The organism is Sphingomonas sp. BL-S-25, from assembly GCF_055521555.1.
The window spans coordinates 1,960,001-1,986,420 of sequence record NZ_CM145486.1 but is presented as its reverse complement, the minus strand read 5'-3'; the positions used below and the strand labels follow the sequence as shown (position 1 = coordinate 1,986,420).

General features: G+C 62.6%; 28 protein-coding genes, 1 tRNA gene and 2 rRNA genes (1 of these 31 cut by a window edge). 15 read left to right on the top strand and 16 right to left on the bottom strand.

Translation table 11 applies throughout. The features are described 5' to 3' along the window. Window positions 1-121 precede the first annotated feature (121 nt). Together groL and ACZ1H8_RS09610 are read left to right on the top strand one after the other, a co-directional pair. Entirely contained in the window at window positions 122-1,747 is a 1,626-nt protein-coding gene (gene groL, locus ACZ1H8_RS09615; RefSeq protein WP_465181074.1) for a chaperonin GroEL, read from the top strand. Between the two features lie 29 nt (window positions 1,748-1,776). Continuing rightward, window positions 1,777-1,986 carry a hypothetical protein gene (locus tag ACZ1H8_RS09610; RefSeq protein WP_465181073.1) on the top strand — a complete coding sequence of 70 codons (210 nt, stop codon included), beginning with the start codon at window positions 1,777-1,779 and terminating at the stop codon, window positions 1,984-1,986. Between the two features lie 5 nt (window positions 1,987-1,991). Here ACZ1H8_RS09610 and ACZ1H8_RS09605 read toward each other — a convergent pair whose 3' ends face one another. From ACZ1H8_RS09605 to ACZ1H8_RS09580, 6 genes are all read right to left on the bottom strand, one after another. After that, on the bottom strand, window positions 1,992-2,321 hold the full coding sequence (locus tag ACZ1H8_RS09605; RefSeq protein ID WP_465181072.1) for a DUF6481 family protein: 330 nt from the start codon (window positions 2,319-2,321) through the stop codon (window positions 1,992-1,994). 83 nt (window positions 2,322-2,404) lie between these two features. After that, complete coding sequence (locus tag ACZ1H8_RS09600; protein WP_465181071.1) at window positions 2,405-2,611, bottom strand: cold-shock protein; 207 nt, start codon at window positions 2,609-2,611, stop codon at window positions 2,405-2,407. 157 nt (window positions 2,612-2,768) lie between these two features. After that, on the bottom strand, window positions 2,769-3,074 hold the full coding sequence (locus ACZ1H8_RS09595; protein ID WP_465181070.1) for a hypothetical protein: 306 nt from the start codon (window positions 3,072-3,074) through the stop codon (window positions 2,769-2,771). A 223-nt stretch (window positions 3,075-3,297) separates the two neighbouring features. Next, a complete protein-coding gene (locus ACZ1H8_RS09590; protein ID WP_465181069.1) occupies window positions 3,298-3,426 on the bottom strand; it encodes a hypothetical protein in 129 nt (42 codons plus the stop codon). A 100-nt stretch (window positions 3,427-3,526) separates the two neighbouring features. Then, window positions 3,527-3,838: a hypothetical protein gene (locus ACZ1H8_RS09585; protein ID WP_465181068.1), complete on the bottom strand. Its 312-nt coding sequence runs from the start codon at window positions 3,836-3,838 to the stop codon at window positions 3,527-3,529. A 631-nt stretch (window positions 3,839-4,469) separates the two neighbouring features. Further along, window positions 4,470-5,093, bottom strand: a complete 624-nt coding sequence (locus ACZ1H8_RS09580; RefSeq protein WP_465181067.1) for a hypothetical protein — start codon at window positions 5,091-5,093, stop codon at window positions 4,470-4,472. A gap of 157 nt (window positions 5,094-5,250) precedes the next feature. Between ACZ1H8_RS09580 and ACZ1H8_RS09575 the strand changes: the two genes are divergently transcribed. Genes ACZ1H8_RS09575 through ACZ1H8_RS09560 form a run of 4 tightly spaced genes read left to right on the top strand, consistent with a single transcriptional unit; the run spans window position 5,251 to window position 8,592 of the window. Beyond that, on the top strand, window positions 5,251-5,499 hold the full coding sequence (locus tag ACZ1H8_RS09575) for a hypothetical protein (protein ID WP_465181066.1): 249 nt from the start codon (window positions 5,251-5,253) through the stop codon (window positions 5,497-5,499). Beyond that, window positions 5,496-6,908: a His-Xaa-Ser system radical SAM maturase HxsB gene (hxsB, locus tag ACZ1H8_RS09570; RefSeq protein WP_465181065.1), complete on the top strand. Its 1,413-nt coding sequence runs from the start codon at window positions 5,496-5,498 to the stop codon at window positions 6,906-6,908. Before ACZ1H8_RS09575 ends, hxsB begins: the two co-directional genes overlap by 4 nt. Beyond that, entirely contained in the window at window positions 6,905-7,987 is a 1,083-nt protein-coding gene (gene hxsC, locus ACZ1H8_RS09565) for a His-Xaa-Ser system radical SAM maturase HxsC (protein ID WP_465181064.1), read from the top strand. Before hxsB ends, hxsC begins: the two co-directional genes overlap by 4 nt. Then, window positions 7,984-8,592 (top strand): peptidoglycan-binding protein, encoded by a 609-nt coding sequence (locus tag ACZ1H8_RS09560; protein ID WP_465181063.1) that lies wholly within the window; start codon window positions 7,984-7,986, stop codon window positions 8,590-8,592. The genes hxsC and ACZ1H8_RS09560 overlap by 4 nt, the downstream gene beginning before the upstream one ends. A 133-nt stretch (window positions 8,593-8,725) precedes the next feature. Here the strand turns inward: ACZ1H8_RS09560 and ACZ1H8_RS09555 are convergent, their stop codons facing one another. Further along, on the bottom strand, window positions 8,726-9,343 hold the full coding sequence (locus ACZ1H8_RS09555) for a DUF6118 family protein (RefSeq protein ID WP_465181062.1): 618 nt from the start codon (window positions 9,341-9,343) through the stop codon (window positions 8,726-8,728). A 10-nt stretch (window positions 9,344-9,353) separates the two neighbouring features. Next, on the bottom strand, window positions 9,354-12,260 hold the full coding sequence (gene traA, locus ACZ1H8_RS09550; protein ID WP_465181061.1) for a Ti-type conjugative transfer relaxase TraA: 2,907 nt from the start codon (window positions 12,258-12,260) through the stop codon (window positions 9,354-9,356). A gap of 171 nt (window positions 12,261-12,431) precedes the next feature. Between traA and ACZ1H8_RS09545 the strand changes: the two genes are divergently transcribed. From ACZ1H8_RS09545 to ACZ1H8_RS09535, 3 genes are all read left to right on the top strand, one after another. Next, a complete protein-coding gene (locus ACZ1H8_RS09545) occupies window positions 12,432-12,755 on the top strand; it encodes a conjugal transfer protein TraD (protein ID WP_465181375.1) in 324 nt (107 codons plus the stop codon). Then, window positions 12,709-12,993, top strand: coding sequence for a conjugal transfer protein TraD (locus ACZ1H8_RS09540; RefSeq protein WP_465181060.1), 285 nt, complete (start codon window positions 12,709-12,711; stop codon window positions 12,991-12,993). Before ACZ1H8_RS09545 ends, ACZ1H8_RS09540 begins: the two co-directional genes overlap by 47 nt. A gap of 96 nt (window positions 12,994-13,089) precedes the next feature. Continuing rightward, complete coding sequence (locus ACZ1H8_RS09535) at window positions 13,090-13,605, top strand: Ros/MucR family transcriptional regulator (RefSeq protein WP_465181059.1); 516 nt, start codon at window positions 13,090-13,092, stop codon at window positions 13,603-13,605. Between the two features lie 37 nt (window positions 13,606-13,642). Here the strand turns inward: ACZ1H8_RS09535 and ACZ1H8_RS09530 are convergent, their stop codons facing one another. From ACZ1H8_RS09530 to ACZ1H8_RS09520, 3 genes are all read right to left on the bottom strand, one after another. Further along, window positions 13,643-14,566, bottom strand: coding sequence for a HEPN domain-containing protein (locus ACZ1H8_RS09530; RefSeq protein WP_465181058.1), 924 nt, complete (start codon window positions 14,564-14,566; stop codon window positions 13,643-13,645). A gap of 72 nt (window positions 14,567-14,638) precedes the next feature. Further along, window positions 14,639-14,848, bottom strand: a complete 210-nt coding sequence (locus ACZ1H8_RS09525; protein WP_465181057.1) for a sigma factor-like helix-turn-helix DNA-binding protein — start codon at window positions 14,846-14,848, stop codon at window positions 14,639-14,641. Beyond that, the gene (locus ACZ1H8_RS09520; protein WP_465181056.1) at window positions 14,845-15,753 is read right to left on the bottom strand and encodes an ArdC family protein; all 909 of its coding nucleotides are present in this window, start codon (window positions 15,751-15,753) and stop codon (window positions 14,845-14,847) included. Before ACZ1H8_RS09520 ends, ACZ1H8_RS09525 begins: the two co-directional genes overlap by 4 nt. 749 nt (window positions 15,754-16,502) lie before the next feature. Between ACZ1H8_RS09520 and ACZ1H8_RS09515 the strand changes: the two genes are divergently transcribed. Continuing rightward, window positions 16,503-16,706 carry a helix-turn-helix transcriptional regulator gene (locus ACZ1H8_RS09515; RefSeq protein ID WP_465181055.1) on the top strand — a complete coding sequence of 68 codons (204 nt, stop codon included), beginning with the start codon at window positions 16,503-16,505 and terminating at the stop codon, window positions 16,704-16,706. 148 nt (window positions 16,707-16,854) lie between these two features. Here ACZ1H8_RS09515 and ACZ1H8_RS09510 read toward each other — a convergent pair whose 3' ends face one another. Further along, window positions 16,855-17,496, bottom strand: coding sequence for a dihydrofolate reductase family protein (locus tag ACZ1H8_RS09510; protein ID WP_465181054.1), 642 nt, complete (start codon window positions 17,494-17,496; stop codon window positions 16,855-16,857). 104 nt (window positions 17,497-17,600) lie between these two features. Here ACZ1H8_RS09510 and ACZ1H8_RS09505 point away from each other — a divergent pair, with 104 nt between their 5' ends. The 5 genes from ACZ1H8_RS09505 to ACZ1H8_RS09485 all read left to right on the top strand — a co-directional run bounded on the left by ACZ1H8_RS09505 (window position 17,601) and on the right by ACZ1H8_RS09485 (window position 23,398). After that, window positions 17,601-17,939 carry an ArsR/SmtB family transcription factor gene (locus ACZ1H8_RS09505; protein ID WP_465181053.1) on the top strand — a complete coding sequence of 113 codons (339 nt, stop codon included), beginning with the start codon at window positions 17,601-17,603 and terminating at the stop codon, window positions 17,937-17,939. Continuing rightward, complete coding sequence (locus ACZ1H8_RS09500) at window positions 17,936-18,418, top strand: SRPBCC family protein (RefSeq protein ID WP_465181052.1); 483 nt, start codon at window positions 17,936-17,938, stop codon at window positions 18,416-18,418. Before ACZ1H8_RS09505 ends, ACZ1H8_RS09500 begins: the two co-directional genes overlap by 4 nt. 66 nt (window positions 18,419-18,484) lie before the next feature. Next, a complete protein-coding gene (locus ACZ1H8_RS09495) occupies window positions 18,485-19,684 on the top strand; it encodes an IS256 family transposase (protein WP_465181051.1) in 1,200 nt (399 codons plus the stop codon). Window positions 19,685-20,169: 485 nt separating this feature from the next. After that, window positions 20,170-21,798: an RNA-directed DNA polymerase gene (locus tag ACZ1H8_RS09490; protein WP_465181050.1), complete on the top strand. Its 1,629-nt coding sequence runs from the start codon at window positions 20,170-20,172 to the stop codon at window positions 21,796-21,798. Then, window positions 21,791-23,398, top strand: coding sequence for a DNA polymerase (locus ACZ1H8_RS09485; protein ID WP_465181049.1), 1,608 nt, complete (start codon window positions 21,791-21,793; stop codon window positions 23,396-23,398). Before ACZ1H8_RS09490 ends, ACZ1H8_RS09485 begins: the two co-directional genes overlap by 8 nt. A 125-nt stretch (window positions 23,399-23,523) precedes the next feature. On the opposite strand, the gene ACZ1H8_RS09480 is transcribed toward ACZ1H8_RS09485, so the two are convergent. The 4 genes from ACZ1H8_RS09480 to ACZ1H8_RS09465 all read right to left on the bottom strand — a co-directional run. Then, entirely contained in the window at window positions 23,524-24,732 is a 1,209-nt protein-coding gene (locus ACZ1H8_RS09480; RefSeq protein WP_465181048.1) for a tyrosine-type recombinase/integrase, read from the bottom strand. A 186-nt stretch (window positions 24,733-24,918) separates the two neighbouring features. Then, window positions 24,919-24,995: transfer RNA gene (locus ACZ1H8_RS09475), tRNA-Met, on the bottom strand. Between the two features lie 73 nt (window positions 24,996-25,068). Continuing rightward, window positions 25,069-25,183, bottom strand: a 5S ribosomal RNA gene (gene rrf / locus ACZ1H8_RS09470). Between the two features lie 111 nt (window positions 25,184-25,294). Further along, window positions 25,295-26,420 (bottom strand): 23S ribosomal RNA (locus ACZ1H8_RS09465) (it continues 1,666 nt past the right edge of the window).

The window sequence follows — 26,420 nt, the reverse complement described above, 5'->3', positions numbered from 1 at the left end:
CCCCACATGCGGTGGATCGGCGCGCGATCCCAGGCGCGCCAGTTCGCACTTCGGCGGCGCTGGCTTCCGGTTGTGAAAGCGACTGTTTCGTCGCGATCCAGCGACCGGAACAGCGAAACCCATGACAGCCAAGGACATTCGGTTCGCGCGCGACGCGCGCGAAAGCATCGTGCGCGGAGTCGATTTTCTCGCCGACACGGTCAAGGTCACGCTCGGCCCCAAAGGCCGCAACGTGGTGCTCGACAAGGGCTATGGCGCCCCGCACATCACCAAGGATGGCGTGACCGTTGCCAGGGAAATCGAGTTCGGGGACCGGTTCGCCAACCTCGGTGCCCAGATGATCCGCGCGATCGCATCCCGCACGCAGGACCATGCGGGAGACGGCACCACCACCGCCACGGTGCTCGCGCAAGCGATCGTTCGCGAGGGGATGAAGTCACTTGCTGCCGGCGCCAGTCCGATCGACCTCAAGCGCGGCATCGATCTCGCCGCCGGGCACGTCGTCGCGGATCTGAAAGCGCGGTCGCGGCCGGTATCGGGCAATGCCGAGATCGCCCAGATCGGCATCGTCGCTGCCAACGGCGACGAGGAGATCGGCCGGATGATCGCCGCAGCGATGGACAAGGTCGGCAACGAAGGCATGATCTCGGTCGAGGATGCGCGCGGCATCGACTTCGAGCTCGAAGTTGTCGAAGGCATGCAGTTCGACCGCGGCTATCTCAGTGCCCATTTCGTTACCGACGCGGCGAAGATGACCGCCGACCTGCAGGATTCCTATATCCTGCTCCACGAGAAGAAGCTTTCGGACCTGCACGCACTGCTGCCGCTGCTCGAGGCGGCGGCGCAAGCGGACCGTCCGCTGCTGATCGTGGCCGAGGATGTCGAGGGCGACGCACTCGCGACGCTCGTGGTGAACAAGCTGCGCGGCAGCCTCAAGGTCGCGGTGGTGAAGGCGCCCGGGTTCGGCGACGGCCGCAAGGCGATGCTCGAGGACATTGCGATCCTGACCGGCGGCATGGTGATTTCGCCCGATGTGGGCATCAAGCTGGACGGTGTCGCGCTCGATCACCTCGGCTCAGCCCGGCGCGTGACGATCAGCCAGCATGATACCGCGATCATCGGCGGCGCCGGCGCGGCGGACGCGATCGCCGAGCGTGTCGCAGCGATCAAGCGGCGGATCGAGCTCAGCGAGAGCGAGCATGAGCAGGAAAAGCTCCAGGAACGGCTCGCGCGGCTCACCCGGGGAGTCGCGATCATCCGGGTCGGCGCCTCGACCGAAGTCGAGATGCGCGAGCGCAAGGACCGGCTCGACGATGCGCTGCATGCGACGCGCGCTGCAGTCGAAGAAGGCATTCTGCCCGGCGGCGGCACCGCGCTGCTCTATGCGTCGCGCGCGCTCGCGGGGCTGGCGGGAGGCAATGACGACCAGACGCGCGGGATCGACATCGTCCGCCGCGCATTGTCCGCGCCGCTCCGCCAGATCGCCGCGAATGCGGGGCACGACGGCGGCGTCGTCGCCGCCCGGCTGACCGACGGCAACGACCAGGACATGGGCTTTAATGCCCAGACCGAGCGCTATGAGGATCTCATCGCGGCGGGCGTGATCGATCCGACGCTGGTCGTCCGTTCGGCGCTTCAGGATGCGGCGTCGATCGCGGGTCTGCTCCTCACCGCCGAGGTGGCGATCGTCGCCTTTTCGGATGGCTCGCCCCTGTCACCGGCGCTGGCTCCGGCCGGCGGCTTCTGAACCCAACCAACCCACTTGAGGAGACCGATATGTCGAGAGTTCCCGTTCGCCCCTATCTTGTGACCAAGGACGAGGAAGGAATCTTCCGCGTCACTATCCGCACCACGCGCTTCAACTCGCAGGGCTATCCGCTCGTTTTGAGCGAGGTGCTGGGCGACGCATTCAAGACGCAGACCGCGGCCAAGGCATTCGTCCGCACCGAGTTCCGCGCCGAACCGAACGAGATCGCCGTCCGGTAGGGGCGCTATTTCCGGGCTTTGCGCGCCGCATAGCGTGCGTCGCGCTCGGCCTTTTTCTCCGCATCGCTTTTCGGCGGAATGTTCGCGGCCTCGGCGGCGCGGGCAGTGGCTTCGGACGCCGCCACGCGCAGATCGGCCGCCGCTTGGCGCTCCGCTGCGCGCAGAGCGCGCTGCGCGGCTTCGGCCTGCTCCCGCTTGAGACGCACTTCCTTTCGTCCGGCCAGTTCGGTCTCGTTGGGTAACGGCTTGGCGCGAAGCTTGTCGAGCGCCTTTCGCCGGGTCTCGCGCGAGAGCGCGATGCGTTCGTTGAAATCGGGGGCTCGGTATGCGGTCATGTTCGGGGGTCTTTCCTGCGCGAATAGCAAAGGGCGGACCCGGCTTGCGCCGGGCCCGCCCGATGAAGCAGCGGCTATGCCGGTTAGGCGGCCTGGAGATTCACTGCAGACGATTTGCCGCGCTGGTCGTTCTCGACCTCGTAGGACAGCCGCTGTTCGGCCTGCAGCGTCGTCATGCCGGCGCGTTCGACCGCGCTGATATGGACGAAGCTGTCATTGCCGCCGCCTTCGGGCGAAATGAAGCCATAGCCTTTGTCGTTGTTGAAGAATTTGACCTTGCCGGTGGGCATGGGATGTTCCTTTCTCGAAACATGGAAATGTCCGGGCGCCGATGCGCCCGGAGCCAGGAAGCGAGAAAAGGAAGGGTCGGCCCGGAAGCGTCATTTCCGTCGCAGGCGACGATAGCCCTCCCGATATGGGGTTCCGGGCGCGGATTGCAATGCGCCTTCAATCCGCCGCCACGGCGCTCAGCCTGCGGACCGGGCTGGCGTCGGCGAAACCGCGGTCGGGGTTCTCGCTGAACGCACGGTCGTCGAGCGGCGGGAACCGCAGGTGAAGCTTGGCAGCCGCGTCCGCGCGTGTCGCGTCGAGCCGGGCCTTCCGCTCCTCTCGCTTCTCGGCGGCAACCGCTTCCTTGGCCCAGGCAGCAGCCGCGCCTCTCGCAACGTCCCTGACATTTGCGAGCGTGGTCTGGGTAGCGAGGGCGAGCTGGCGCGACTCCTGCGCGCGGCACAATTGAGCTGAAGGTTGCATTGCTAATCCTTTCAAGACGGAACGATGGGCGATCGTCCGGCGCTCCGGCGGCCGGGCCGGATGTTGATCGTGCGGTCAGTCTGCCCGGCCGGCACGCCAGGGCAGGCCGGGAAGCTGCGCCATGCTCCGCCCGCAACGAATGCAGACGCTGGCGAGCTGGCCGCGCTCCCAATGGTTCCGCGCGGCGTCGGGAGTGTGCGTCCCGAACACTTGGTGGAAGAGGTCACGCATCGGCCGTGCCGCGGGCTTCGGCGCGTCGGGCTGCGGCGACGGCATCCTTGAGCGCGGTGTACCGATACCCGTTCCAGTGAAAGTAATCGACCGGAACCCGTGTGATGCCATAGGCTTCCATCACTTGCGCCGGGTTTTCGGTGGGCGGCGCATCTTGGGGAACTCTTGGAGACATTTTTATTCCTTCCCGGGCGGCGCGCAGCCGCCAAAAAGTGCCGGAGTCAGTTGATGCGGCGTTGCCGCCACGGCTCGCGCGTGACCGTGCCCGTCAGCACACGCGAGCCAAAGGCCCGCGCGACCACGGCGGCGTCATCAGCATTCTGGAAAACGACGCGGGTTCCTTGGGGAAGCAGCGGCTCAATCGCGCTGATCGCGGCATTGTGCTTGGCCGACATCGCCATGACCTGATCGGCGGTGGCGTCGATGTTTACGGCGCGCGACACGTCAGCCTTCCTGCGGCGGCAGGAGGCCTGGCATGCGCGGCGGAGCGCCGCCATCATCTGCCCAGACGGCGAAGCGGGTTTGCTGGTCACGGTCCCGTCGCGGGCCAGGAAGGGATGGAAGCGGAAGATGCGCTGGGGGCACATCCGCCGAGAACCGCGTTGGCAGGATCGCGGGCATAGCAAACTCCACGCTGAAGAGCGGGAGCGCGAATTATCTCTCAGTCGCTTCCAGCTCAGAGGCAAAGGCGAAGCGATGCACTTGATATGGGGTGCCGGCTGGATATTACGAGCGGTATTGGGACATGGAGGTTCATACGCCTCGATCCGCAAGAAGAGAGCTGACGACGTCGAACCTCGGAGCTGTCGCAGCCAAGCCACCTGACCCTGAAGTCCCAGTTTCAAGCCTTCGACGTAGTTCAACCAACCTGATGATCGAACGGCAGATTTCACGATCGTCCGCTTCGATACTCAACGACCGAAATGAGGCGCATACCTGCCGTGGCGAGCCATTAAAACAGATACCGCATTGTCCTGATCTCCGTCCGGGAGCAGACGCGCTGCCTCAGCCACGCAAGCCTGAAGCCCCTTCTTTGCCCCGCGCCACCGATCGTTACTGTCATGCCGCACTGGATGCGCAGCGCCCTCGAGCGCAATTATGCACCGGCGCGAGGCGCAAACATTCCGCAAAGCGATACCGATCCGTCGGAGGAGAGCGTCCGCCTCAGGCCTCCTCTTCCACTAGCGCGTTATCGGCCGCCGGCTCAGGCTCCGGCGCGAACTCATCATCGAGCTCCAACGATGGCGATGGTGTGGGCTTGGGTGCCAGCCCCCTCACCCGCGCCCGGAGCGCCTCAAGCCGCAGATCGGCCTCACCCGCTTCCTGCCCCGCCTTGGTCGCCAAGGCCAAGTAACGTCCCGCCGCCGCTTCCGAGCCGAAATATGCAACTTCGCCGGAGAGACCTTCCGTCGCAGTTGTCTCAACCGCCGCCACCGCAAGCATGTCGAAGCCGCCACAAAGGTCGAGCCGAACCCAGCTAAAGTCACGACTGAGGGCGTCATAGCAATTTTGGCTGTAGATCATCGCGCCCGAAAGCCCCTCGGCGCGGAGCACCATCGTCAAATGCCGCTGCCCCTTGCGAACACTCGCCAGGCTCAGCGCATCAATCGGCGCTGGCGAGGGTGCCGGCATCGTCTCGATTTGATTGGTGAGCGTCGGTGAAGCGAAGGACTGCGTGGGATTGTTTGTCGAGCGCGAGGAACACATGCCGATCGCGAAAAGCAACCCCAGCACGAGCGCCGCCGTCACCCAGCCGCTCGCCCCCGTATTCGTTTGCTCGTTCGCCATCTTCGCCCCCGCAAGACAAGCTATGGAAGCGATCGGTGCCAATCAACCCGTAATTGCGTACGATCCTCTTAGACCTCTGAGTTTTTATTCCAATGACCGCGAAGCTCTTGTCCAAATGCCTCGACCCCGTTTAGGTTGGTCTACGGGGGATGCAGGCATGGGGACTATCGCGTATTTCACGATCGACGCTGGGGCACAGGAGATTGCCGCATCCGCGGTGCAATGGCTCGGCGGCTTCACTCCGCGCGTACAGGCGACACTGAGCGATACGAGTGTTCGACTTCAGTCCGATCAGCACGATAATCTCGAACTCTCTGCTATCTGGGCGGCCGCGCTCGCGAACGAAGCCTCGCACAAGCGCGCGCAAACGCAGCGGGCTGGTGCCTATAGGATGCTGGCGCAATGAGCTTCGTGCCGCTGCGCATGCGTCCGCTTGGCGGCGAGCAGGTGCTTTGCGTACACGACACCGGTCACTTCTTCACGACCACGCCACCCTTCCTAGAGCGATTCGCCGCCGACAAGCTTTCGCCCATCGATCATCGCTTCCTTAACGAAGAAGGTCATGCGCTCGCGGCAGAGGACGGGCTCGGTCATGCCAGCTATCTCTATGGCCTTGCGGAGCGGGCGGCGCATGCGGGACCACTCGATTATCTGATCTTGGTACCAACGCTGCGGTGCAATCTGAGCTGCAGCTATTGCCAAGTGTCGCGGGCCGGGCTCAAGCAGCCCGGCTTTGACTGGAGCGACGAGACGCTAAGCGCGGTTCTCACGATCCTTGACGACCTGCCCCGCGAGCGGATCAAGATCGAATTCCAGGGCGGCGAGCCGACGCTGCGGCCAGACCTAATCCGCGCAGTGATCGAGCGGTGCCAACGATTCGACGAACGCCAGTTCGTAATCTGCACTAATCTCCACCAGATCGATGACAACATCCTCGCTCTATTCGACAATCCCGAACTCTATATCAGCACCTCGCTCGACGGAGACGCGCTGACCCATCAGCGCCACCGCACCGGCAGCAAAAGCGCAACCGACCAGTTCTTGGCGAACCTGCGCTTCGTCCTCGACCGCTATGGTTCGCATAAGGTTTCGGCATTACCGACGGTCGATCCCCACAACCCGCCCGAAATCGACATGCTGATCGATAGCTATGCCGCTCTGGGCTTCGACAGCATCTTCCTGAGACCGATCAATTATCAGGGGTTCGCGCGCAAGCGGCACAGCGATTCGCGCGAGCAGTCGGAGAGTTGGCGCGCCTATCACGAGCGCTTCGTCCGCGCGCTGATCGCGCGAAACTGGGACGACCGTAGCCGGGTACTCGAGGAGAGCTATACCAGCATCTGCCTGCGACGGATCTTCCAGCCCGGCGCCGACCGCCATGTCGACCTGCGCAACCCCAATCCGCTCGGCCATGACTATGTCGTGATCGACCATGACGGCCTGGTCTATCCCACCGACGAAGCGCGCATGCTGTCGCGCTCGGGCGTGATCGACCTCGCGATCGGGGACGTGCAAACCGGCTGGACCGGTGCTCGCCGCGAGCTACTCAACGCGCACGCCTCGAACTATGACGATCCTGCCTGCCAACGCTGTGCCTTCCAGCCCTATTGCGGCCGCGACCTGGTCGACGATCTAGCGCGCTATGGCCGGATCGACTTGCCGAGGCTCGAGACCGAGTTCTGCCGCAGGCACCTCCATCTCTTCGATTTTCTGTTTAGCCTGATCTATGAGGACGATCCGGCCGTGCGCTATTCGCTTGGCCGCTGGCTCCGGCTCGACGGCACTCCACAAGCGTTCGGGGTGGCGCACACATGATCGAGCTCACGCTGCCCGCACTAGCCGAAGCACCTCTGCCGTACGTCGCACGTCTGCGAGCGCGCCGTCAGGACGACGCGCATCGGGACGACGCGTTTTTCTGCGACGAAGACGATGCGGGCGTGACGTTCGCTGGCGCACATGGCCTGCTTGCGATCGACGGCATGGCCTCAACCGCACTTGATGGCGATGTGGTGCTGGTCCAGCCCGATGGAGGCCGGGTCGAGCGCCTGCTGCGCGCCGGCTCGCCGCACAACACACTCTTGGTCACCGAGCGCTGCGACCAGCTTTGCGTAATGTGCTCGCAGCCACCTAAGAAAACGCATATCGACCGCTTCGAATTATTCGAGCAAGCGTGCCTGCTCGCGGAGGCCGACAGCGTCATCGGCATCTCGGGAGGCGAGCCGACGCTCTACAAGGAACAATTGCTCTCCCTGATCGAGCGTGTGCTGGCCGCACGGCCCGATCTCGCATTTCACGTCCTTACCAACGGCCAGCATTTCGAGGCCGCTGACGTCGCGCGATTACGCAACCCGCTTTTCGCCAAGGTGCTCTGGGGCATTCCACTCTATGCCCGCGATCCTGGGCTGCACGACTCGATCGTCGGCAAGATCGGAGCTTTTGCGCGGCTCGAGCAGAGCGTCGCACATCTAGCGATGAGTGGCGCGCGCGTCGAACTGCGCACGGTGCTCGTTCAGGATAACCTCGCCAATCTCCCCGCACTCGCTCGCTACGTCACTACGCGGCTGCGCTTCCTCCATGCCTGGTCGATCATGCAGCTCGAGCATGTCGGCTTCGCGCGCAACCGCTGGGCACAGCTCTATGTCGATCACAGCCGCGACTTCGCGCCGATCGCGGCCGCGCTCGATCACGCCAAGCTGCATGGCATGCCGGCGCGCCTGTTCAACTTCCCCCGCTGCACTGTGCCCGAGCAATACCGGTATCTCGCGGCCGCTTCGATCTCGGATTGGAAGCGCAGATATGTCGAGACGTGCGCGAGTTGCCGAGAACGCGAAGCCTGCACGGGCTTTTTCGAATGGCATCCCGCTGCCGCAATTGAGGGAGTTCATCCGCTATGAGGCGCGCGCGCTTCCTGATCCCGAGTCTTTTCGCCGCCGGTTTCGGCGCGCCCACCGACGCGCTCGCGGCTACGCCCCAGCTCAGCTCAGGTAATGACGATCCTAATAAGGCGACGCTGTTCGACATCTTCAAGCAGGGGCATCTGGTGACGCTCGCCGAACATCGCAGCCACAGAAGTCACCGCAGCCATAGCAGCCATCGCTCTGGTAGCGGCGGCCATTACAGCCATACCAGTCATCGCTCGAGCACGGGGGGCAGCTATGGCGGACCGTATACGCCGCCGGCATATGAGACTCCCGAACCGGTCACACCGCCACCGCCGCGTCGCATCCTGCCGCTGCGTAGCGCCCAGCCCGGTGAGGCGACCCCGCCCCCCGCAGACACTTTGCCGACGCTCAGCGGGCGCACCGAGCGGTTCAAGTCGATCGTCAAGCGCGTCCAGATCGCCTTGCTGGCACAGGGCTATTATCAAGGCGCGATCGACGGCGTCGTCGGTCCCGGCATGCGCGCGGCGATCCGCAAGTTCCAAGGCGCCCGCAACCTGCCGGTCACAGGCACGATCACGACCGAGGTTCTGGATGCGCTACGCGTATCCAGTGAGTGACGGACGGCCACGCCCGCTTTAGCGAACTGGCCCCCATCCTCCCATGGAATCAATCGATGGTATATGAGCGCGGCAGCTTTCGGGGTTAGCAACTGGGCAGCTGAACGGCAGTTTTTAGGGCGCATAGCCGACGCTACTTCGTCGGCTGCGTGTGCGCTTTCTCGCGGTCGACAGTCTCGTTCCAGCGATCTGGATTAGCCCTTGCCATCATCCGCTGCCCCCCGCTCCACATATCGGTCCCCAACGTTCGCGCTGCCATTCGCTCTGGGACAGCCCAGCTCGCAGGCAATGAACGTGCGATAGCCCCTGGCAGAATTGCAAACGTCACCATCCCAGCAACAGCGAACGCGATACGGTTGTGCAGCAACTCGCGGTCCTGCTCCCCGGCCGCTCGCGATCTTGCGATCATCGCGTCGATGCGGCCAGCAGCTGTGTTGATGGCCGCGGTGGCACTCTCCAGCATGCGTTGATCGCTCGAGCGAGCGTCGCCCGCAGCCTTGTCAATCTCGCTGGCAAGAGTCTCGGGCGTCAGCCTCATCGCCGGCTGCTCCCATACCTTCTTTGCCCAGACGCAGACATCCTCCAGCCGCTTGGCGATCGCCTCCAGGCTTGGCGCGTAATCGGGCTGCGATGTGCGTTCATCGGTCATCCGCTCGATGGCGCGGCGAAGCAGGCTGATCTCTGCGCGAAGCTCGCCGAAGGCGTGAGCAGCGAGGTTGGCGTCGGCGTCTTGGGTGCTGTCCTGGTCCATCTGGCAGCTTCTATCGTCCAAGTCCGCGACCACGCGAGGGGCCGAGCCAGTCCTGGATGTCGTGGGATATCGAACCCCCTCCACCGGACCGAATCCCAAGCTCGGGGAGCCGTTTCCGCACCAGCGACTCAGCCTGAGCATCACGTTCGAGGCTCTTGCCGAGCGCGCTCATCCGCTGCCCGATCGCGCGAAGGCCGCCCTCATCACCTGCCTGGCGAAGGGTGCGGTGCTGCCTGGCAAGCTTCTGCCACTCCTCCACGAACCGATCCGCGCGAAGTTCAGGGCTGGCCCGTAGTTCCGCCTCCAGCGCCATCGCGCGGATGGCCGCGTTGGTTCGGCCCTGAGCGGCCTCACTGATCAACCCCATATCGCGCGTGAACGCCGCGCGCAGATCACGCGCGGCGTGCGGGCGGACGCGGTCGATCGCCTCGCAGGCTTTCTCGTAGGCGATCCGCTGATGTGGCAGCTCGGCATATCCGTCCTTGCGGATCCGCAGGATGTCATCGGTTGCGCGAGCAAAGCGCTGCACGGCGCGCTCCAAACTGTCCGGCTCAGCAGCAGGCACCGGCACCTGGACGCGAAGCTTCAGGCCATCGAACCTTCCTCGCGCCTGTGGCGAAGAGGTGGGTCGAAGGTCGAGTCCGGCAAACGGGTCGCGCGCGGGCGCTGCCTTCGCCTTCCGCACGATCGGCTCCGGCAGCCAGATCTGGCGCCTCTCGGCAAAGGTCGGGGCGTAATCCGACGCCATATCCTTGCTGCGTTCGCGCGACAGCGTGCGCACCAGCTTCGATCGATCGGCGAAGTCGTCTCGCCCGTAATGAAGGTCCACCTGGTCGCGGTGCCGCGACAGCGCGACATAGGCCGCATGGCGGTCGAGCCCCGGCGTCGCCAGCACATGCACGCGGTCGACGGTGACACCCTGCGCCTTGTGGACGGTGGCAGCATAGCCGTGGTCGAGCTGGTTGTAGTCCTTCAGGTCAAAGGCGACGGCGCGGCCGTCGTCCAGCATCACCGCCATGCGGGCGGCGGTGACGCTCTGCACGGTGCCAAGCGATCCATTCTTTACGCCTATACTTCGCTCGTTCTTCAGGAACATGACGCGGTCGCCAGCCGCAAAGCTGCGCTGGCCTCGCTCGACCCGCAGAGCAACATCATCTCCCAGCTGCCCGGCCTCGCGCAGCCGCTCACGCGCTGCCTCGTTAAGCGCCTGCACTTCATCCCTGGTGTGGGTCAGAATGATGCGTGTCGCATCCGGCGCCGCGGCACGATCGCGATCCCAGCGATCGATGAGATTTGCACGCGCCGCCTCTCGCGTCTCAGCCGCGTGAACATGCCCACGCTCCTCATAGCCATGCAGCGCCTCGGCCGTCCGCCCCGTCGCCAGTTGCCGCGTCGCATCGCGCTGCCAGTCCTCGCGCTGGCGTCGGATCTCGGTGATCTCGACGCTGCCATGCCGCTCGGCGATGGAGCGGAACGCGGCACCCGCCTCGATCGCCTGCAGTTGCTCGGGATCGCCGACCAGCACGACCTTGGCGCCGCGCTTCTCGGCTTCGCCGATGACGCGCTCCATCTGCCGCGATCCGATCATTCCGGCTTCGTCGATCACCAGCACATGACTGGAAGTCAGCACGTCGCGCCCTTGTGACCATTGATGCTCGATGCTGGCGATCGTGCGCGAGGCGATGCCCGAGCCGCTTTCGAGGTTCTCCGAGGCGATGCCGGACAGGGCGAGGCCCTGCACCTGGTACCCGGCCGCTTCCCAAGCCTCACGCGCGACCCCGAGCATCGCCGACTTGCCAGTGCCGGCATAGCCGGTGACCGTCGCAATATCGGCCGAGCGCACTATATGGTTGAGAGCAGCTGACTGCTCCCCCCCGAGGGTCAGACCGCGCCTCCCGGCGGCGTTGATGGCTTTGTCTAGCATCGCCGTCGGGAGATGATGGTCACGCCGAGATGCCAGCCGATCGGTGGCGCGCTCAAGCCGCTGCTCGGCCTCGATCATGCTGCGGCTGGTGAAGCGATCCTCGCCCCTTCCATCCTTGCCAAGCGCGACACAGTCCGGCGACGCGCGAACCGCGCTCATCGCCTGGTCAAACTGTTCCTTGCCGTCGATATGCCGGTGTATGAACCGCGCCAGATCCCGCGTGGTGAAGGTGGCCTGATTGTGCGTGATCGCATCCAGCGCAACGCGTGGGTCGGCGATGATCTTTGCGCCGTTCGAACGCGCAATCTCAAGGTGCTCGGCATGCCGCTCGGACTCCAGCCCGTGGGCTGCCATCCGCGATGCGGCCGGCCCGATCTTGTGCTGCGGCTCGAGTTCAATGCCCTGCGCCTCCAGGGAGCGATGATCGATCCGAGTATCGATATCGAGTTCGGCCAGCCGGGTGTTGACGTGCTCGGCCCAGCGCTCGCGCCATTTCTCCAGCAGGTCGGTGCGATTCCAGTCGCGGTTCTTGGGGCCGAAGCCGTCCTTGCCGACCTCGCGCGTGGTCAGCATGACATGGCCGTGAGGTTTCGGCTCGCCATCCGCCCCAACATCCCAATGCACGTTGAGGTCAGCGATCATCCCTCGCGCAACGAACTCACGCTCGACGAACTCGCGCGCCAGCCGAATGCCCTCGGCCTGGTCCAGCTCGCGCGGGAGCGCGAACTCCACCTCGCGGGCCAGCTGCGCGTCCTTGCGCAGCTCAGCCGCTTCGACCTCATTCCACAGTCGCTCCCGATCATAGAGATAGTCCGGCGCCCCTTCCGGCAGCAGCACCTCGGAGTGCACGACGCCCGGTTTGTTCGAGAAGTCGTGATGGCGATCGAGCCGCTGGTCGTGCAGACGCGATGCGGAGCGATAGGCGGCAGACGCAAGCGCCGACGACCCCGATGCGCGGGAGATGATCTTGGCGGAGAAGTGGTAGATCGCCATGGCGGCAATCCACTTACACTACACAAGCGACGTCGGCACGACGTATAAGCGCGCCCTCAAAAGAATTCATCTTTTTCGGGACTGATTTGTCCCACGATGTTTCACACCATTTGCGCTGATCGACCGCGTTACTAATTGAAGCATCCCATACGGTCAATTGAGGACGAGTCCATGCGCAAACCCCGCGACTATGATTCGGAGCTGCAGGCGCTTAGCGACAAGGCGAAGCAGCTGAAGGGCCGCAAGCTGCAGCAGCTCGGCGAGCTGGTGATCGCGACAGGCGCTGACGCGCTTCCGGTCGAGCAGCTTGCCGGCGCGTTGCTGACCGCAGTCGAAGCTAAAGAGGCGGCTACCAAGGAGGGCTGGCGCAAGCGGGGTGCTGCCTTTTTTCGCGGCGAACGAACCGCTGACAAAGGCGCTGGCAGTGACGCGCAGCCAGGCGCGTCGAATGCTGGCGGCGCGCAACCGCCTGCAGGCGGTGATCGCGCGTCATGACACGCGAGCCTGGGTCGTGAAGCGTCGCGAAAGAACCCGTCAGTTGATCGAGCTCGGCGGCCTGGTTGTGAAGTCCGGGCTGGTCGAGCTGACGGAGGATGATCGCGCTGTAATTCTCGGCATCCTGGTTGAAGCTGCAGCGATGTTGAACGGGCACGATGCTGAGCAAAAGACGGTGCTCTGGCGTCGTCGTGGGCGGCGCGCATTCGACACGCTAGCAACTGATAAAATGGCTTAAACTTGATTCAACCTTTGCATTGCTACACAGAGCGGGAAGCTGAAGCGCTTGTCATGAACAGCGCGGGCGCAAAAAACATAAAGCGGGAGGTCGCTAATGTCCGAAGAAACTACCTTGAATGCCGTCGATCTCGCGACGGAACTGACCATTGCCTGGCTGGGCAATCAGAACAATCGCGTCTCGGCTGAAGACGTGCCTGCGTTTCTGCGCACCATGCATTCGACGTTGAGCGAACTGGCCAGCGGCGGATCCTCGACTGGAGCCGGTGAAGAAACTCCGCCAGCGACCGAATATACGCCAGCCGTGTCTGTGCGTAAGTCGCTCGCGTCGAACGATCACATCATCTCGATGATCGACGGCAAGCCGTACAAGACGCTCCGCCGCCATCTCTCGACCAACGGCATGACGCCGGAAGAGTATCGTGCGCGCTACAACCTGAAGGCCGATTATCCGATGGTTGCGCCGAGCTACTCGGAAGCGCGCCGGGCGATGGCGCACAGGATTGGCCTCGGCGCCAAGGGTCGCGCAGCGCGCAACGCAGCTGCTTCCGCTCCTGCTTCAGCAGCGACCAAGACGCGGAAGCCGCGCGCAAAAGCAGCTGAGAACGCATAGCCAAACCGCGCCGGGTGCCTGCACCCGGCGCGCCGATTTACGCAGCCGCGCTCCGCTCAAGCGCAGCGATGCGCTCTTCGCAGATTACCTGCACGGCTTGGCCCAGAACCTCGACACGCTCGCTGAGCCACGCCAGTTCCTCTTTGCTGATCCGATAGTGCTTCGAGTAGCGCGCCTTCACATAGGCTTCCTTGAGCTTCTCGAAACGAGATCGATCAGCGCGAACATCGCGCGGCCAAGCATCAACCAGCCGCCCGTCGATGCGCTCAGCCTGCGTGCGCAGGAAGCCGATATTGTGGGTGTGCGGGGTGTAAAAGGTGCAGACCAACAGGACGCAATGGTAGAGGCGCTCGGCGGTCTGGTGGAGATCAAACGCGGCGTCTTTTAGGAAGCCTTTCGACACGTCGAATTGCGCAATTTCGAACCGCTTCATTGCGGATGGGAACCACTCTTCGAAATACTCGCGCGCCATCGCCAGCGCCTGCACTGGCGTCTTCGGCTTCGGCTCATGGAAGTCTGTGTCCTCGCTCTGATAGAGCGCGATCCCATCGCGAGCGACATCCATGAAGAAATAGCGCCCATGCGCGAGCCCATCGTTCACCTCGCGCAGCGTGTGAACGATGAAGTTGACCGGCGTGCGCAGCGTCTTCGTGATCGCCAATTCGCGGTTGAGCCGGTCCTCGGCGCTGGCCCAAAACTCGACCCGGTCGGTCAGCTTGTCGTGATTGACGATGATCAGAAGATCAAAGTCGGACTGATAGCCTTTGGCAGTGTGCGGCTCGTCGACCCAGCCGCCACGCGCGTAGCTGCCATAGAGAACGACCTTCAGGATGCGCGCGTTCTTCTTCCAGTCGCATGTCGCGATAGCGGTCGTGTCGCCAAACTCCTCGAACAGAATCTGGACGACGCGTTCAAGCTCGCGCTGCTTGGCAGCCGGCAGATGATCGAGGCTGGTCCTCATGATCCCGATCCTAACGTTGAGACAGCGCGGCGTACACCTCGCCCGACTCCAGCGGGCGAGGTGTCTCGCTGGTCATGGGAATTGGCTTCGGTCAGCACGGTCGAGCGCAATCAGCACGTGCGCAATCACCTTCTCGACATCCTCGACGCTGCAGCCATGGAGCGCAGCTGCCTGGACATAGTCGAGATTGTCAAAGCGCACCGACCCGAAGATCGCCCGATCCCGCTCTGGAAGCGCACGAAAGGCCCGGCGCATGCGCCGCAGTCGCAGCCAGCCGATCACGACGAAGCCTCCTGGTCGGGCGCGAACGCCAGCAGATAATCCGCTGCTTTGCTCGCCGCGCTCGCTGCCCGGACGATCGCCTTGTCGTCGCCCCGCAGCACCTCGAGCCAGCTGCCGATATAGTCAGCATGTCGCACGCTCGGCTGGATCGACAGGGAAGCGCAGCTGAAGGCGCTCGCCATCTCGGCAACCAGTTCCTCGCGGGCATAGTCCGCGCTGCCGAACGCGCCTGACTGATTGCGATCCAGCCGCGAGCCATGCCCGGTCCAGTGGCCCAGCTCATGCAGAACAGTCCGATACCAGTTGATCCGAACCGGAAATGCCAGCTGCGGCGGCACGGCGACATAATCGGCGCCGGGGCTGTAATAGGCCTCCCCTCCCCCTACCCGGACGTCGGCACCGCTCGCGTCGATCAGCGCATGTACCTCCGGCACGCAGTCCATCGGCCCGACCGGCTCTGCCTGAACCTCCGGCGTGAGCTTCTTCGGCAGCCCCTCGCACTGGTCGATGTTGAACACAGTGAAGCGCTTGAGAAACGCAAGCTGCCGCGCCTCGCGGTCCTCGCTTTGCGCCCGCTCTGCCTCGTCCCTCGGCGTGAAGCGGTCGGCATAGCAGATCGTCGTGCCCCGCTCGCCCTTGCGGACAGTGCCGCCCGCTGCTTGTGCCTGCCGGTAGGTCAGCCAACGTTGAGAGGCATATTGCCCGTCGATCACCGCAGCCCACAGGATCAGGACGTTGATCCCAGAGTAGCGCCGCCCGGTCACGGCATTGGCAGGCATCGCGCAGGGACAGGCCGCCGCATCCCACGGCTGCACCCAAGGCAGACGTCCCTCTTCCAGCTCGGCAATCACCCGCGCGGTCACCTCGGCATAGAGGCTCGCTCTGGTATCGGTCCTGGCAGTCATGCTCCTCACTCCTCAAAACCACCGCAACCGGCGCCGGAATGGCGGGAGGTGGGCGGCAGGAGCAGACCGGCAGTCTCGCCGGCAGAGGCGGGCTGCACCCAGAGGGCCGAAACATAGTGGAGGAGCTGCGCGCAGCGCAGCTTGCTGCCCGCCGCGGCGGGACTAAGGGCAGCGACGCCCACCTCCCGACAGTTCGAGTGCCGGAGGCCCACACGCCGCCGCGCACCGCGCGGCGACCGCAGCGACCCCGCGCGCCAGCGCCAGGCTCGCAACTGCGAGCCGCATCAAGGCAGCGCTCTCGTATCCGAACGGCCGTCGCCGCGGCGTGCGCTCGCCTGCCCGTGAGCCAGCCGTCGCGGCGCCCTCCGGCCGGATCGAGTGCGCTACGCGCCAGAGCAAAACGATCCGCGGCCCCTGACGGCTTCGCAGAAGGCCGTCAGCGTACGCCCAGTTGAACCCGCGTTCCGCTGCCGGCGCCAGCCGATCCACGTCAGCGATCGCCACCCGAATGGGCCGAGACGCACAGCGACCCGGCGACGCGCCAACGTCGTAGAGCGCGGCCACGCCAATGCGTGGGACGCCCTGACATGTGCGCTCCCCAAAATGGACCCTACGCTATTACCCGTTTTTCACCGCCGCGTCCCGACATGCCCTTGGCTGCACCAGAGAGGGTCTGCCCAGCGCCCATCTTTCATGGCCATCTAGACCAAGGGAGCACCACTCAAACGCAAGCAATGTGAGGCGATACCATGCAGACCGAAACGCCAGACCGGATTCTCCGCATCAAGACCGTCCTCGAGCGCACCGGCCTCAGCCGATCGACCATGTACCGCAAGATGCAGGCCGGCACGTTCCCCCCGAACGTCCAGATCAGCACCCGCTGCGCAGGCTGGCGAGAGTCAGCCATTGACGCTTGGCTGCGCAACCCAATGTTCTATTCTAGAGACGACTAATCTTGGAATGCAGCATTGCGCTCCAATCCCGGCCATTCCGGCGCGGATCGCGCAATCATTACCGTTAACATTCTTCCGATCATCGTTTGATCGTCGAAGGGTCGAGTTCCTTACACATCTGAATGCCGCCCGTGAGAGCGTCGTAGTGTCAGCGCCGAAAGGTCATATGAAGGGTACCGCTTTCAGCGACCTCGGTACTGACCGTAAATTCGGCCTCCAACCCGCGCAGATCGTCCCATAGCCTTATGCCTCGCCCAAGAAGGATCGGCGCGATCGCGACATGAAGGTGATCGACAAGCCCGGCTTTGATGAACTCTCTAACGATCGTCGGCCCACCGCCGATGCGAATGTCCTTTCCGTGAGCGATTGATTTCGCCTTTGCGAGCGCTTCGGACGGGGTGGCGTTGATAAAGGTGAAGCTTGTGCCGCCAGCCATGCTCAACGGGGGGCGAGATTGGTGGGTCAGCACTATGACAGGGCAGCGGAACGGCGGCTCTTCGCCCCACCATCCGCGCCATTCCGGATCATTGGGATGGTCGTGCAGGCCGAACTTGCCGGCGCCCATGATCTCAACGCCGATATTGTCGAAATAGTGCTGTGCGTACCGGTCATCCACGCCGGTCGTTCCCTCGCCACTTGTATCGTGCAGCACGCGCTCGCGAAAAGTCTTGGTGGCGACATAGGCTCCTACAAGCCGGGACCAGTCCTCACCGAACGGGTTGCCGGAGGTTTGATCCGTCGTGGTGGCGAAGCCATCCAGCGAAATAAGAAGGTCGACACGCACTTTCACGCCATTCTCTCCAAACTAAGGTGGGTGCCTTAGTAAAGATCGACATTGGTAAGGCAACTACCTTTATAATTGGCAGGCGCTGGCCGGTTGGCTATCGCGAAGATATGCCGACCCATACCAATCCGCTCGACCTTGCCTTTCACGCCCTCAGCGATCCGACGAGACGCGCCGTTCTGTCGCGTCTCGCTGAGGGAGAGATGTCGGTGGGCGTCCTGGCCCAGCCCTTCGGTATGGCGCTCCCGTCGTTTGCCCAGCATCTTAAAGTGTTGGAGCAGTCAGGTCTGATCTCGAGCGAAAAGCGGGGGCGCAGTCGGTGGTGCCGGCTGACGCGGTCACGTTTCGAGGAAGCTGCGGACTGGATGGAGGCGGAACGCCGGCAATGGGGCGAGCGACTTGATCGGCTAGAGAGCTACCTAGACGCGAACAGGGAAACCGAAGCATGACGACCTCGTCCGACGCATGGCCGCTCGACCGTGAAGTGGTAGTCGTCAAAGTGTTCAGCCATCCGCGGAGCAAGGTGTTCGCAGCTTGGCTTGATCCCGATGCCCTCGTCCAGTGGTACGGTCCGGAAGGTTTGCATATCGAAACACTTGAGGCGGATTTGCGCGAAGGGGGAATCTGGAGGTTCGATATGGTCGGCGTCTTCGAGGGGAAGCCACAGCGCTTTCCCAATCTGATGCGCTTCATAGAGATCGCGATAGACGAGCGGATTGTGGTGGACTACGGCACGTCCGCTTCCGACGATCCCGATCGTTTCCGCATGACGATCACCTTTGACGAGCAGGCAGACGGGAAGACCGTGCTGACGCTACGCCAGCTCCATCCCAGTCGTGAACGCCGACAGACAGTAATCGGCTTTGGAGCGGTGGAGTATGGATTGCAGACCCTCGACGGTCTAGCGGCTTGGCTATCAGCGCGCTGAATGGCTGCGGGACTGTCAGGAATTCTGTGCGTGAGGCCATAAGATGGAATTGGAAGGACCATCGATATGGCGATCGACAAGGAAGTGCTGGACCAGCTGCTGGCTGGTCGGGATCCGCAGGAGCTGTTTGCGTCGGGGGGATTGCTTGACGAGTTGAAGAAGGCGCTGTCGGAGCGGATGCTGTCAGCGGAACTGGACGAGCATTTGGAAAGCGAAGGCGCCGAAGGCGCAATAAATCGGCGCAACGGCACGTCGCGCAAGACGATGCTGACGGGCACGTCGAAGGTGACATTGGACGTTCCACGCGATCGGTCTGGGACGTTCGATCCGAAGCTGATCGCCAAATATCAGCGCCGGTTCCCGGACTTCGACGACAAGATCATCTCGATGTATGCGCGTGGGATGACGGTGCGCGAGATCCGCGGGCATCTCGACGAGTTGTACGGGATCGACGTGTCGCCGGACCTGATCTCGACGATCACCGATGCGGTGCTGGAGACCGTCGCCGAATGGCAGGGTCGGCCGCTCGACGCCTGCTATCCGCTGGTCTTCTTCGACGCGATCCGGGTGAAGGTCCGCGACGAGGGCTTTGTCCGCAACAAGGCGGTGTACATCGCGCTCGGTATCCTGCCCGATGGCACCAAGGAGATCCTGGGCATCTGGATCGAGCAGACCGAAGGCGCCAAGTTCTGGCTGCGGGTGATGAACGAACTCAAGAATCGGGGCGTCGCCGATATCCTGATCGCGGTCGTCGATGGCCTGAAAGGCTTTCCCGAGGCAATCAATGCCGCGTTCCCGGAAACGATCGTCCAGACCTGCATCGTCCATCTGCTCAGAAACAGCATGAGCTTTGCGTCGTGGAAGGATCGCAAGCCGATCGCGCAGGCGCTGCGAAGCGTCTATCGCGCCGAGACGGCCGACGCCGGCCTGGCGGCTCTCGACGCGTTCGAGGCGGGCCATTGGGGCAAGCGGCACCCGGCGATCGCCCAGAGCTGGCGGCGGCACTGGAACCAGGTCATCCCGTTCTTCGCGTTCCCGCAGGGTGTCCGCCGGATCATCTACACGACGAACGCAATCGAGGCGCTGAACTCGAAGCTCCGACGGGCGGTGCGGACCCGCGGTCACTTCCCCGGTGACGATGCCGCGATGAAGCTGTTATACCTCGTCCTCAACAAGGCGGCCGACGAATGGAAGCGGCCGCCGCGCGAGTGGGCCGAGGCAAAAACCCAGTTCGCCGTGATCTTCGGCGAACGGTTCGTCATCTGATGACGGTAACCGGCCTCGCGCACAAAATATCGGACAGTCCCAATGGCTGCTCCTGACCGACGTTGCCCTACTCGGCCCTTTTTATGAACGACGCATTCTGGTCGCTAGCGGCCAGTCGGGATGTCTGGCGCTAACGACAGCTATAGCGCGATCCCAGCCTAAAAGCGGCTGGCCGCTAGCGGCTCATGGGCTGCTGGACCGCTTTCAGCGAAACCTGCCAGTCAGGAATGCGCCCCATCTTTGCCGTCCAGTGACGAAGCGGCTGATCCCAAAAGCTGCCATAGATTTATCTGGGTTTTTTGGCGGCGACGAGCGCGCGAACGTCGGCCTTGCCGACAACGAGCGCCGGCTTCAGTATTTGGGCTCAAGACTGTCGCCTAACGAGCGTGACGGCGACGGACAGTGTCGCGGAGTTCAACCTCTTGGATACAATGAACGAAGCAGCTAAAGCTCCGCTGACGTGGGTGGATATGACGGGGGCGTAAGTGACGGTCTTATTGGGGCCGATCGAATTCGACGAAAAGATCATCAAGCGCCAATTGCGCCGCGACCTTTTGGACGACTGGTTCCCCGATCCGCGCCGATTTGAGGACATGCTCGACATCGATCATGTCGAAGCCGTTCTCGTCGATAACTTCCAGCGAAATGAAGGAATGTTCAAGCCAGAGAAGCGCACGCTCTTCAACATTCCCAAAAGCAACTTCACACTGCGCTATGGCTTGGAGATCAGTCTCGCCGAACGTGCCCTTTATCAAGCGCTGGCCGCACGACTGGTGCCGCTATACGATCCGCTTATTCCCTGGAACGTATTCAGTCATCGAGCTGCCGAAAATGCAGACGGGCGGTATCTATTCCGACGCGCGATCCCCGCTTGGCAGGATTTCACCGGCGTGGTGCGCGACGGGCTGAGTGGAGCCCAAGTTTTGCTCTCGACCGATCTCACCAATTATTTCGAGAATATCGATCTCGAAAAGCTGCGGGAAACGCTCATCGAGTTGCTGCCTGAGTTAGCCGTCGATGCTGCCGAGAAGGCGATCGTACGTACCCACATCGCGACGTTGTTCGAGTGCCTGAAGAGCTGGTGCTATTCCGAGCGAGCCGGCCTTCCGCAAAATCGCGATGCATCCTCGTTCCTAGCCAACATCTATATGTTGCCAGTTGACCGCGAGATGATCGCTCAAGGCTATCGGTATTTTCGATACATGGACGATATCAAGATTGCTTGCGACAGCGAGCATCATGCGCGGAAGGCGCTCAAGGCGTTGAGCCTCGAACTGCGTCATCGTGGTCTTTCGGTCAATTCTGGAAAGACCAAGATTGTTCCCGTGGCCGACACCGAAGAAATTGCGGAATGCCTCGACGCGGGCGAGCCCGAACTGCAGCAGATCGACTCGATCTGGCAAACGCGGTCACTGCGATCGATCAGCCGTTCGTTTCCGCTGCTGAGCGATCTGTCGCAACGTTTGTTGCGCGGGGGAGAGGTCGGCAGTCGCGCCTTCCGATATTGTATTCGTAGACTCGAAGCGCTTGCGAGCTGTCCGGAGTTCGAGGTCCCCGAGGCGTACTTTGCCCCTATCACGCCTCTCGTCATCGATGCTCTCTCCACGAGTCCGGCCTCGACCGACGAGTTGGTGCGGTATCTGCGCGCCGTACCAACGACCGATAGCGATCTCGATCAAGTCGCGCAGCTGCTCCAGGATGGTGGGCGTAATTATTACACCTGGCAAAATTATCGGCTCTGGGCGCTGCTTGTGCAAAAGCAGTTCAACCGACCGGCGCTCGTCGCCTATGCGATGACGGTCGTTCGCGATCAGCCGGACTGCGCGACCCGGTGCGGCGCCACTCTTTACGCCGGCGCTTTCGGCACCAAGGATGATCGCATCGCGATCGCGGAGGGGTTTGGTGCTCTTGAATCCTTCATGGGGCAGCGCGTAGCACTGCTGGCGGTCCAGGAACTCCACTTCAAGCCGCATATTCGCGACCATGTGCGTCCGAGCCTGCGCAACGATTTGAAGAACGTCTACAAGGGTCTGAACCGCCAAGGCGTCTATGTCGCGCCGCCGCTGCCAGTTTCGATCACCCGCATCCTGGACACCGAGCGCGACTATGACTGACGTTTCAGTGCTGGCCTATGTGCCGGACCCGTTCGCGGTCCAGACTTCCCGGTTCCTTATCCGCAAACCTTCGGGCGAGTGTCTCCATGTCAATGCGCGAGAGCTGAGCAACTTTCCGACGCGCTTGCTCACATACGATATGCCGGCGTTGATCGACGACCTGCGCCGCCTCAAGCACCCACCGCCGGCCCAAATTCTGGACATGGGCGACGCATTGAGATTGCTCGTTGGCCAGCCGAAGGACGAGGGCGGGGAAAAGCAGTGGAATATCTGGCCGGTGCTGAAACGCCGTTTTGCCAACCATCTCGACGCCGATCGGTTTGAGCGCCTCGCTTTGTCGCGCGAGAGCCGTCCTGACCAAGAAGAGTTGTCGCGACTGCTGGAAGCAGCGGGGGCGGCCCTCGCTGACCTTTGGGAAAGCCTGGTGTGCCGTCTTAAGCGCCAAGGCGAGTATGACCGGCTGACGGCCGTGGAGTGGCCGTTGCAAAGCGCGTTCGCCTATCGTCAGTTCGAGGGTGTTCGGGTCGATGCCGCCGGCGCGTCAACGCTCCTCGAACGTATCTCCGCGGAGAAGTACGCTGCCTACCGCCGCGTCGCGGAGCATCTAAACAAGAGCCCGACCGGTCTAAACTACTGGAACGTTCAGGCGCATCTCAGCGACACCGACGTGGCCTACTTGATGGATCTTGATCCTGGCGGGCAGTTGCAGAGCTCGCTCGAAATGGCCTCGACTGCATCGCCTTTTGCCGAGGCGTTCGTGTCATTGATGAAAGCAGGGCGTGATGCGAGCATCGTCCGCCGGGCGCTCGGCGGATCCGATCGCCTCTTTCCAATTTTCCAAGTGCTGGGGACGGTCAGCGGCCGTATCCTAGTCTCCGACCCCTATCTCCAGCAACTCCGTCGCGCCTATCGATCACTGGTCGTTGCAGACCCAAATTATCGCCTGATCTATCTCGACTATGCCCAGTTTGAGCCTGGGGTACTCGCCGGCCTATCCTGCGACGCCCAGCTCATCGCGGCCTATAACGGCGGTGACCTATATACAGCACTCGCCAAGGTGCTCTTCGGGGACAGCGCGCAACGTCCAGTTGCGAAGAGAGTCTTCCTCGCCTTCTCCTACGGCATGATGCCGGATCGGATCGCAATGATGCTCGCGGGCAACGCGGCAGCAAACGAGCGGGATGCCTATGCTGCGAAGATCGCCAGCTTCTTTCAAGCCTTCCCGGACCTCGCGCACTTCCGCACCAATCAACAGGAGGCATTGCGAGCAGACGGTTATGTCACGAGCGTGTTTGGTAATCGGCGCCTGCGCACAACGACGGACGAGCAGCTGTCATTGAAGGAGCAGCGCTGGGCTATGAACCATCCTGTTCAGGCCACCGCGTCGCTCATCTTTAAAGAAGCTCTCAACGGAATCATCGCTGAGTTCGGAGTAGAGCCGGTGATCCTGCCCGTGCATGATGCCGTCTTGCTGCAATTTCCTGACGACGAGCATTTCGACGGGCGCGCGCAACGTGCGAGCGAGATCATGGTCGAGCGTTTCTCGCATCGGGTGCCCGGCGTGAGAGCTACGATCAAAGCAGGCGCATTCGCCGAGTGATCCCCTCCACCGGCGGGCTTAGACCTCGCAAGCGTGCAAGCGTCGCCGCGGGGGCATCAATGTCCGCTTTGGCAGCTCGTCCACTCAAAAGCTGCAAGACCGATAGCGGCCCATGACCTGACAGTCTAGATGTGAGCTTGAGCATTCCCACCATTGAGCGTCAGCGCGCTTAGGTAGGCAGCCCACTCTGCCAGCATCCGCCGCCGCGGCGTAAGGTACAGCGCGGAGTTATAGGCGCTACGCACATCGTCCCGATCGGCATGCGCCAGCGCCATCTCGATCCAGTCAGGCCGGTAGCACTCGGCCTCGTTGGCCCAGGTGGACGCGAGCCCCCGAAACCCATGCACCGTCTGCCGCCCGCGATAGCCCATGCGGTAGCACCCATAGATCATGGTGTTCTGGGAGATCGGTTGCCCCAGCTTGTCGCCGCCAAAGACATAGCCCTCGGTCGAGTACGCCTTCACGTCGCCTAGCAGCGCCACCACGTCGGGCGCCAGCGGCACAAGGTGCTCACGCTCCATCTTCATCCGCTCCGCCGGCACGCGCCAAAGCGGTTCGGCACCATCCAGCCCCTCAAACTCATCCCAACGGGCAAGCCGGGTCTCATTGGTCCGCGCCCAGGTCAGCAGCGTAAACAGCAGCGCAGCGCGGGTAACCGCCCGCCGCCGCGGCGTCTCATCGCCATCATAGCCGTCGATCGCCCGCACCAGCTGCGGCAGCTCCTGCAGCCCGACACGCGCCATATGCTTGGTTCGGGGCTTGGGCTTCAGCAACCCACTGAGGCAGGCCGCCGGATCATTGTCCGCCCATCCCTGCGGGATCGAAAAGCGAAAGATCTGGCTGACATGCTGCTTGAGCCGCCGGCTGACGTCCAGCGCACCGCGAGCCTCAACGCTCCGGACCATGCCCAGCACATCTGCACTGGTGATGCTGCGCAGGTCACGAGCGCCAAGCGCCGGGAAGGCATCCCGCTCGAGGCGCGTCATCAGCCGCGCGGCGTGCCCCGGATCAAGCGAGGCACAGCGGTTGGCATGCCACTCGCGGGCGGCAGCTTCAAAGGTCGTGACCGGCTCGGCCACTTCCTTTGCGCCAGGATCGCGCCCCTGCCCCAGCGCCACTTTGGCCTCGGCGCGGCGCAGCCGCGCATCGGCGAGGCTGACGTCCGGATACCGGCCAAAGGAGAGCAGCTTCTCCTTGTCGGCGAAGCGATACTTCATGCGCCAGAGCTTCGATCCGTTGGCGCGCACGAGCAGATAGAGGCCTTCGCCGTCGGCCAGCTTATAGTCCTTGGCGCGCTTCGTGGCGTAGCGCGCTTCCAGCTCCTTGAGGGGCATTGGGGGTACTCCTGCGGGTTGCAGGGGTATTACCTCCGAAAATACCCCCAAATGCAAACCGACGTCCTGGCATTTCGGGCGATCCGGTGACACGCTCGGAACGGCTCTGGGAGAGGCTAAGTCACGCAAAAACGGCACAAAAAAACCGCCTCGGGGTATCCTGAGACGGTTTGGTGTGTGTTGTGTTGGTTGCGGGAGCAGGATTTGAACCTGCGACCTTCAGGTTATGAGCCTGACGAGCTACCGGGCTGCTCCATCCCGCGTCAACCTGGTTGTGCCTGTGTGAGAGGCGACAAGTGAATGGGTTTTTCTGATCCTGGCTGCACAGGCTTCAATGCCTGGCGACGACCTACTCTTCCATCGCTTGAGCGATAGTACCATCGGCGCAGTCTGGTTTCACGTCCGAGTTCGGGATGGGATCGGGTGGGTCACAGACGCTATGGTCACCAAGCAATGAAGCTTGTGCAGCTGGATTGGGTTTTATCGATGCCCGTGCAAACAGGTGTGATGATTATCTTGATCGACGATCAGCCGTCCAGGGCTGTCGTTGATGGTGGGACTCATCAAGTGCGAATAGAGCAATTAGTATCGGTTAGCTCCACACGTTACCGCGCTTCTACATCCGATCTATCAAGGTCGTGGTCTTCGACCGCTCTAAGAAATCTTATCTCGAGGGAGGCTTCCCGCTTAGATGCTTTCAGCGGTTATCCCGTCCGTACATAGCTACCCTGCTGCGCCGTTGGCACGACGACAGGTACACCAGAGGTACGTTCAACCCGGTCCTCTCGTACTAGGGTCAACTCCTCTCAAATTTCGACGCCCACGGCAGATAGGGACCAAACTGTCTCGCGACGTTCTGAACCCAGCTCACGTACCACTTTAATTGGCGAACAGCCAAACCCTTGGGACCTGCTCCAGCCCCAGGATGTGATGAGCCGACATCGAGGTGCCAAACAACCCCGTCGATATGAGCTCTTGGGGGTTATCAGCCTGTTATCCCCGGCGTACCTTTTATCCGTTGAGCGATGGCCCTTCCACGAGGGACCACCGGATCACTATGACCGACTTTCGTCTCTGCTCGACTTGTCAGTCTCGCAGTCAGGCTGGCTTATGCCATTGCACTCTAACAGCCGGTTTCCAACCGGCCTGAGCCAACCTTCGCGCGCCTCCGTTACTCTTTAGGAGGCGACCGCCCCAGTCAAACTACCCGCCACAGAGGGTCCCTGAACCAGTTTCATGGTTCGAGGTTAGACATCAGAAAACAACAGGGTGGTATTTCACATTATGGCTCCACATCAGCTGGCGCCAATGCTTCAAAGCCTCCCACCTATTCTACACAGTTCCTTCCTAATGCCACTCTGAAGCTGCAGTAAAGGTGCACGGGGTCTTTCCGTCTAACCGCGGGTACTCCGCATCTTCACGGAGAATTCAATTTCGCTGAGCATGTCCTGGAGACAGTGGGGAAGTCGTTACGCCATTCGTGCAGGTCGGAACTTACCCGACAAGGAATTTCGCTACCTTAGGACCGTTATAGTTACGGCCGCCGTTTACCTGGGCTTCATTTCGGAGCTTGCACCCCTCCACTTAACCTTCAGGCACCGGGCAGGCGTCAGGCCCTATACGTCGTCTTGAAGCCGACTTAGCAGAGCCCTGTGTTTTTGCTAAACAGTCGCTACCCCCTGGCCTGT